The organism is Sodalinema sp. (assembly GCF_046483825.1).
Classification (GTDB): Bacteria; Cyanobacteriota; Cyanobacteriia; order Cyanobacteriales; family Geitlerinemataceae; genus Sodalinema.
Window position 1 is genome coordinate 1 of record NZ_JAWOCL010000143.1, and the last position, 7,097, is coordinate 7,097.

Consider the following 7,097-nt stretch of genomic DNA (forward strand, 5'->3'; position numbering starts at 1 on the left):
AAGAGGCAAGAGGCAAGAGGCAAGAGGCAAGAGGCAAGAGGCGTTTTCTGGTGGGCGCCCTCTTTCGGGGAATTGTTAAAGCTCTGTTACGCTTTGCCGGTTTTGTGGTCGGGGCTGGGTTGTTGTGCTAATATCTGAATAACTGTTCAGATGTTGTAAACAAAAAGGATATTTAATCATGGCAACCGTAACTCAAATGAAATGCGCCTGCGATTCGTGTCTCTGTATCGTCAGCTTGGAAAACGCGGTGATGAAAGACGACAAACCCTATTGCAGTCAAGCTTGTGCCGATGGTCATCCCGATGGGGCTGGCTGTGGACACAAGGGCTGTACTTGTCACAGCTAGGGCTGAGAGTGGGGATATCCATCCCTGAACCTGACCAGAAAGCACGAAAAAAGGAGGAGCATCGCGCCCCTCCTTTTTTCGTTCTACATCTATGACTGCCCGTCTCTGGGAAATCTTGAGCGTTTTAGCTTGACAATCGAGTTATTCAATGGTAATAGATTGGGGTCCATTGCCATTGTCGCGATCGCTGCTCGAGCCAGACGCTGATGAGGTCGTTGACTCGGTGGTTGGGCCAACCCAACTCTTGAGTGGCTCTTCAGCTAAATCCAGGCGTAGCACTCCAGAGACAAAGCCACCGAAAAACGCGATCGGCTCAGCAGTCAACTCTTTGAAGATGGGTTGAAGTTCGTCGAAGAACATAGGCTTGCAGGTTCGGCGCGTAGGGGAAACAGATTTGGAACGTTAAAATCCTAGCGCGGATCGTTCCCAGGCGGCGATGGGGGAAAACCGTCTCTCGAATCCCCGCCCCAATTCTTGCTATTCTTAGGGAAGCCAAGGCGCAACCCCCGCCGGCTGCTAATAATCACTGTTCGTTCTGCTAACCCCAATATTTCATGTTTGACGCATTTGCTGAACGCTTAGAAGAAGCCTGGAAAAAGCTCCGAGGACAAGACAAAATCTCGGAAGCCAACATTCAAGATGCCTTGACAGAGGTTCGTCGCGCTCTCCTCACTGCCGACGTGAACCTGCAAGTGGTCAAGGAATTTGTGGCCGATGTTGAAGAGAAAGCCCTGGGGGCTGAGGTCATCTCCGGGGTTCGTCCGGATCAGCAATTCATCAAAATTGTCAATGATGAATTAGTGGCCATCATGGGGGAGAGCAATGTCCCTCTGGCTCATGCGGATGTGGCGCCCACGGTTATCCTCATGGCGGGGCTACAGGGGACCGGGAAAACCACGGCTTCGGCAAAGTTGGCTCTGCATTTGCGTAAACTGAACCGCTCTAGCCTGCTCGTGGCGACGGATATCTATCGCCCGGCGGCGATCGATCAGCTCAAAACTCTCGGGGAGCAAATTGATGTCCCCGTCTTCGAGATGGGAACCGATGCGGACCCCGTCGAGATTGCCCGTCAGGGGGTCGAACAAGCTAAAGCCGACGGGATTGATACCGTCATCGTCGATACGGCGGGACGCTTGCAAATCGACACGGACATGATGGCGGAGTTGGCGCGCATCAAGGCGACGATTCAACCTCACGATACCCTGTTGGTGGTGGATGCCATGACGGGACAGGAAGCGGCCACGCTGACGCGCACCTTTGATCAAGAAATTGGCATCAGTGGGGCGATTCTCACCAAGTTAGATGGGGATAGTCGCGGTGGGGCGGCTCTCTCGGTGCGACGGATTTCTGGGGCGCCGATTAAGTTTGTGGGGATGGGGGAAAAGGTCGAAGCCTTACAACCGTTTTACCCCGATCGCATGGCCTCCCGTATTTTGGGAATGGGCGATGTGCTGTCTTTGGTGGAGAAAGCCGCTGAACAGGTGGACTTGGCTGATGCTGAGAAGATGCAGGAGAAAATCCTCTCGGCTCAGTTTGACTTTAATGATTTCCTCAAACAAACCCGCTTGATGAAGAGTATGGGATCTCTGGGGGGGATTATGAAGTTAATCCCAGGGATGGGGAAACAGATTTCCGATGACGATTTACAGAAGGGGGAAACTCAACTCAAACGCTCTGAGGCTATGATTGGCTCGATGACGGTTGAGGAACGCACCAACCCCGAGATCTTGTCGAGTTCTCCAAGTCGCCGCCGTCGGGTTGCTCGGGGATCTGGGTTTCAGGAGTCGGATGTGACTAAGTTGGTGAGCGATTTCAAGAAGATGCGATCGCTGATGCAGCAAATGGGACAAGGGAATCTCCCCGGTATGGGTGGGGGCGGAATGCCCGGCATGAATCCCTTTGCTGGTATGATGGGCGGCGGTGGCCCTCGTCCTGGCTTCCGGGGTCCTGGCGGCGGCAAGTCTAAGAAGAAGAAGAAACAGAAGAAAAAGAAAGGGTTTGGGCAGTTGTAGGGGGAGAAAGGGAACAGGGAACAGGGAACAGGGAACAGGGAACAGGGAACAGGGAACAGGGAACAGGGAACAGTAGGAATGTCCCCTTATGGTTGCCCCCTTTGGGGGAGAGGTGAGTGGGATTTGGGGGTGTAGGCCGCTGGGTGATGATTGATGAGTGAGGATAGAGTGCGATGAAAGCTGTTGTGATGACGGGTGCGGGTGCGCCTGATGTGCTAGAACTGCGGGATCTGCCGGTTCCCCAACTTCAAACGCCAACTCAGGTGTTGGTTCGACTGAAGGCGGCTGGAGTTAACCCCATTGATACGAAGGTGCGACAACGGGGAACGTTTATCTCGAATGGTTCCCCGGATATTCTGGGCTGCGATGGGGCTGGGGTTGTGGAGGTGGCTGGCCCCCATGTGTCGGGGTTTGGCCCGGGAGATGCGGTGTATTTCTGCTTTGGGGGTTTGGGAGGATCTCAGGGCAATTATGCTGAATATGCTCTGGTGGAACAGCATTGTTTAACGCCAAAACCTCAATCGTTGAGTTTTGAGGAAGCGGCGGCGGCGCCTCTGGTGTTGATTACGGCTTGGGAAGCGCTTTATGACCGCGCTCGTCTTTGTGCGGGACAACGGGTTTTAATTCACGCTGGAGCCGGCGGTGTGGGCCATGTGGCGGTGCAGTTGGCGAAACGTCAAGGTGCGATGGTCGCCACGACGGTATCTAATGCACAAAAAGCGGATTTTGTCAAGGGTTTAGGTGCGGATTTGCCGATTCTCTATCCTCAGCAGGATTTTGTTGAGGCGGTGCTGGACTGGACTGATGGGGAAGGGGTTGATGTGGCGTTTGATACGGTCGGCGGTGAGACGTTTTATCGCAGCTGCGAGGCGGTGAACCTGTATGGGGATGTGGTGACGTTGCTGCAACCGAGTGAGGATGGCAATTTGAAGGGAGCGCGTCAACGGAATCTGCGCGTGGGTTTGGAGTTGATGTTAACGCCGATGTTGCTCGATTTACGGGAGGAACAGGCGGAACAGGCGAAAATTCTGCGCGAATGTGGACGCTTGTTTGATGGGGGATCGTTGCAGGTTCAGGTGAGTGAGGTGTTTCCCTTGGCGGAGGCGGCCGAGGCCCATCGACGGATTGAGGCGGGATCGATGTCGGGGAAAGTGGTGTTAACGATGGAGTAGCGGTTAGGGGGTCGCGGCTAGGGGGTTGTGGCTAGGGGGTTGTGGCCAGGGTGCAACGGCGATCGCCCCCCGTGCTATCTTAAGGGGAGCGATCTGTCCCGACAGGTTGTCATTCTTTAGTCTTTAGCGGTGTTGAATCATCCATGAACGAAACTCCTCATAGCACCATTGTGTCTGTTACCGATGACCAGGGGCGATCGCTCCCTTGTTATGTTGAACATCAGTTTGAGATGAATGGTGTGGAGTACGCGGTGTTACTCCCGGTGAATATTCCCGTGGATTTGGTGACGTGGTTTGGGGATGATGAGAGCGACGATGAGGAGGCGGATTTAGCAACCGACGAGCAAATTGATGCGGTGTTTGAAACAGCCAAGGCCGTTTTGGCCCAACAGGATTTGTTGCTACAACGCACGGCCTTAACCCTAACGGTGGTCGGGGATATTCCTGAACTCGACGAAGCGATTGAGGCCCTCAATGAGGCGGATAGCGATGAGGATGAGGAAGAATTGCTCTGCTTGGCGAACTTCTATGAGGGGGAACAGGAGTATGGACTGTATGTTCCGATTGATCCGATGCTCGTGTTGGCCCGTATTAATGCTGAGGCTAAGCCTGAGTTACTCACCGATGAAGAACTCGATGAGTTAGAACCGTTGTTGCCGTCGATTGAGAGTTTAATTGCCGAACGTCTGTTTAAGGGATTGGAGTAGAACTTGTTGAGTTGATGAGGGGAAATTTGTGGGACGACTAGCGAAAGGTGCGTTTTACCTGGCAGTTCCGGCGGCGATCGCCGTGGGAGCTTGGCAAGGATGGTCTTGGTGGAGTTGGGCCACGGCTCCCGTCGCGGAGACCGCCACTGAGGAGTTGTCGCCCGAGGATGTGACGGCCATTCAACTTGATATTCCCCAAGGAACACCAGCGGCACAAATTGGCCGAGATCTCGAAGCTGTGGGGTTAATTCAATCGGCTAGAGCTTGGGAGTTATGGGCGCGTTGGCTACGCTGGCGACAGCCTGAGGGGTCGTTTCAGGCAGGGGTTTATCGATTTTCGCCTCAGGAGTCGATGACGGAGATTGGGGCGCAAATCTGGGATGGAGAGGTCTCTAGCCAGAGTTTTACGATTCCTGAGGGTTGGTCTCGCCGTGAAATGGCTGAGTATTTTGAGCGACGAGAGTTTTTCTCGGCTGAGGTGTTTTTGGAGGCCACCACTGAGATTCCCCGCGATCGCTTTGACTGGCTCCCGGACGAGATTCCCCATCTCGAAGGCTATCTGTTCCCCGATACCTATCAGATAGGAGAAGGAACTGTTACCCCTGAGGTGATTATCAATCAGATGTTGCTCCAGTTTGAACAGGTGGCGTTACCTGAATATGAACGCAGGGAACCGCCGGAGCCGATGAGCTTGCAGGAATGGGTCACCTTAGGTTCTATTGTGGAACGAGAAGCGGTGGTTCCTGAGGAGCGACGCACGATTGCTGGGGTATTCTGGCAACGGTTACGGACGGGAATGAATTTGGGGGCAGATCCGACGGTAGAATATGCTCTGGGGATTCGTCAAACGATCAATACCCCGCTGACCTGGAGTCAGGTTGAGGTGGATTCCCCCTATAATACCTATCGCAATCCTGGATTGCCGCCGACGGCGATCGCCAGCCCCGGATTAGCCAGTTTACAAGCGACTCTGGACCCTGAGGATACTCCCTATTTGTATTTTGTGGCTCGCTATGACGGGACACACTTTTTTAGTCGTACTCTTGTCGAGCATGAGGCGGCGATCGCTCGGGTTGAACGAGAACTCGCCCAACGTGACGAACCCCTCTAACTCTCCGAGCTCTTTAACCTGTTACTTCACCTTTTACTATGTCTTGGGGCAAACTCTTACAGCCAGATTTGGTTCTGGGCGGCACAGTTCTGGATATTACGCCGGAACTGTTGGTTGAACATAATTTGAAGGGGCTCGTCTTTGATGTGGACGAAACTCTGGTCCCAATTGGACAAATGGAGGCCTCGGAGGAACTGCATCAGCGGATTATCGAGTTGCGTCAGGTGGCCACGCTTTGGCTGGTGAGCAACAATGTCAGTGAAACCCGCATTGGTAATATTGCTAAGTCTCTGGAATTGCCCTATATCTTCTTCGCCGCTAAACCCTTCCGCCGCAAACTCTGGCGAGCGGTGTCAGCCATGGATTTACCCGTGGCTCAGGTGGCTATGGTGGGCGATCGCCTGTTTACGGATGTCTTAGCGGGCAATCGCATGGGAATGTTTACGGTTTTGGTTGAGCCGATGGTTGATCCTGGGGAGTCTGTGCGTCAGTCTCCGGTTCGTTCCGTGGAGGTGTGGCTCTCTCAAGTGCTTGGGGCTTCCTTAACCGCCAATCGTTAAGAACTGTATCACAACAGTCATAAAACGCAATACCTGTTCACAGGACGTTAAATCGCGAAATATAAAAAAATAATTACGTTTGTCAGGATTTCTGGAAATTTCTGTCATCCTAGTGGAAGGTTGAAAGGAGTCCGCTTGTATAAAGACTCCACACTTGAAGGGGATCGACGTCATAAAGATCCCATCCTTCAAAGGGGTCAGTCTTCTATAAAGACCCCGAATATAGCTCAAAAACCCTTTAAAAAAAACCAAAATGGGGGACAAGTCTCAGGCTTGTTCCCCATTTTGCGCTATGGGTGACGTACTCCCGACGCCGACCGCTAAGCGGTACGGCGCGGGCTTCTCCTCCCGTTACGGGATTCGCGTTTTATAGTGAGGCGAACGCCCAACCCCACTTTTTTGATGAGTACCCCAGAATTAAGGTCCCGTGGCATAGACGCACCGCAATGCGGGCATTCATGCCAGCGGTCAGACAACTCCTTGGGAACTCGGTTCAGGCAAATTGCACAATGTTGGGATGTGCCAGCGGGGTTAACCTTCACAACCAACCGCCCAGCTTTTGCAGCTTTGTACGGAAGGATTTCGTTCAGGAACCCAGCTATCCCAGCATCAGCAAAACTTTTGTTTAGTCCCGACTTAGCCGATTGACCGTTGGGGAGGAAAGCTCCATCCTCACCCTGTTTTGGCTTATTGCGTCGGGCCATATTGGAAACTTTCAAATCCTCCACAAAGAGTACGTCAGCTTTGGCCACCAACTCGCCAGCCGTTTCAAAATGCCATTGCCGCCGCTGCCTCGCAATGCGTTGATGCAGCTTGGCAATACGCTCATTGAGCTTGCGACGTGGTTTTGAACCTTTAGCCCTCGCATCTCGTTTAGCCTGGAGCTTAGCCAACTTATCTTCGGCTTGCCGATAAAACTTTGGCGGCTGCTTCCTGGTGCCATCTGAGCAGGCGATGAAGTATTCCAACCCTGCATCTACACCAATGCTATTGGTTTCGGTGGGCTGTATCTCGATCGCTGGCAAGTCAGGAACGCTCTTGTCTTCAAGGGTTAACGTAACATACCAGCCGTCTGCCTTTTTTGTTACCAAAGCCCGCTTAATCGTGAACCCATCTGGCACTTGGCGATGTTGAATCAACTTGACTTCACCCAGCTTGGGTAGTGTGACTTGATTGCCCTGGATGCAGT

Annotated in this window: 8 protein-coding genes; 6 read left to right on the forward strand and 2 right to left on the reverse strand. The window is 53.1% G+C overall.

Annotated features, from left to right (window positions below):
- Nucleotides 1-178: 178 nt before the first annotated feature.
- Nucleotides 179-346, forward strand: coding sequence for a metallothionein (locus R6U67_RS09330; RefSeq protein WP_087706303.1), 168 nt, complete (start codon nucleotides 179-181; stop codon nucleotides 344-346).
- Between the two features lie 141 nt (nucleotides 347-487).
- Here R6U67_RS09330 and R6U67_RS09335 read toward each other — a convergent pair whose 3' ends face one another.
- The gene (locus R6U67_RS09335; protein ID WP_087706301.1) at nucleotides 488-706 is read right to left on the reverse strand and encodes a hypothetical protein; all 219 of its coding nucleotides are present in this window, start codon (nucleotides 704-706) and stop codon (nucleotides 488-490) included.
- A 194-nt stretch (nucleotides 707-900) separates the two neighbouring features.
- Here R6U67_RS09335 and ffh point away from each other — a divergent pair, with 194 nt between their 5' ends.
- The 5 genes from ffh (at nucleotide 901) to R6U67_RS09360 (ending at nucleotide 5,908) form a co-directional block, all read left to right on the forward strand.
- Nucleotides 901-2,358, forward strand: a complete 1,458-nt coding sequence (gene ffh, locus R6U67_RS09340) for a signal recognition particle protein (protein WP_410252297.1) — start codon at nucleotides 901-903, stop codon at nucleotides 2,356-2,358.
- 173 nt (nucleotides 2,359-2,531) lie between these two features.
- A complete protein-coding gene (locus R6U67_RS09345; RefSeq protein WP_410252298.1) occupies nucleotides 2,532-3,530 on the forward strand; it encodes a zinc-dependent alcohol dehydrogenase family protein in 999 nt (332 codons plus the stop codon).
- 143 nt (nucleotides 3,531-3,673) lie between these two features.
- Nucleotides 3,674-4,237: a DUF3727 domain-containing protein gene (locus tag R6U67_RS09350; RefSeq protein ID WP_087706295.1), complete on the forward strand. Its 564-nt coding sequence runs from the start codon at nucleotides 3,674-3,676 to the stop codon at nucleotides 4,235-4,237.
- Nucleotides 4,238-4,265: 28 nt separating this feature from the next.
- A complete protein-coding gene (gene mltG, locus R6U67_RS09355) occupies nucleotides 4,266-5,348 on the forward strand; it encodes an endolytic transglycosylase MltG (RefSeq protein ID WP_410252299.1) in 1,083 nt (360 codons plus the stop codon).
- 38 nt (nucleotides 5,349-5,386) lie between these two features.
- Nucleotides 5,387-5,908 (forward strand): YqeG family HAD IIIA-type phosphatase, encoded by a 522-nt coding sequence (locus tag R6U67_RS09360; protein WP_410252300.1) that lies wholly within the window; start codon nucleotides 5,387-5,389, stop codon nucleotides 5,906-5,908.
- A 320-nt stretch (nucleotides 5,909-6,228) separates the two neighbouring features.
- On the opposite strand, the gene R6U67_RS09365 is transcribed toward R6U67_RS09360, so the two are convergent.
- The coding region (locus R6U67_RS09365) for an RNA-guided endonuclease InsQ/TnpB family protein (RefSeq protein WP_410252301.1) at nucleotides 6,229-7,097 on the reverse strand (869 nt) is incomplete at its 5' end.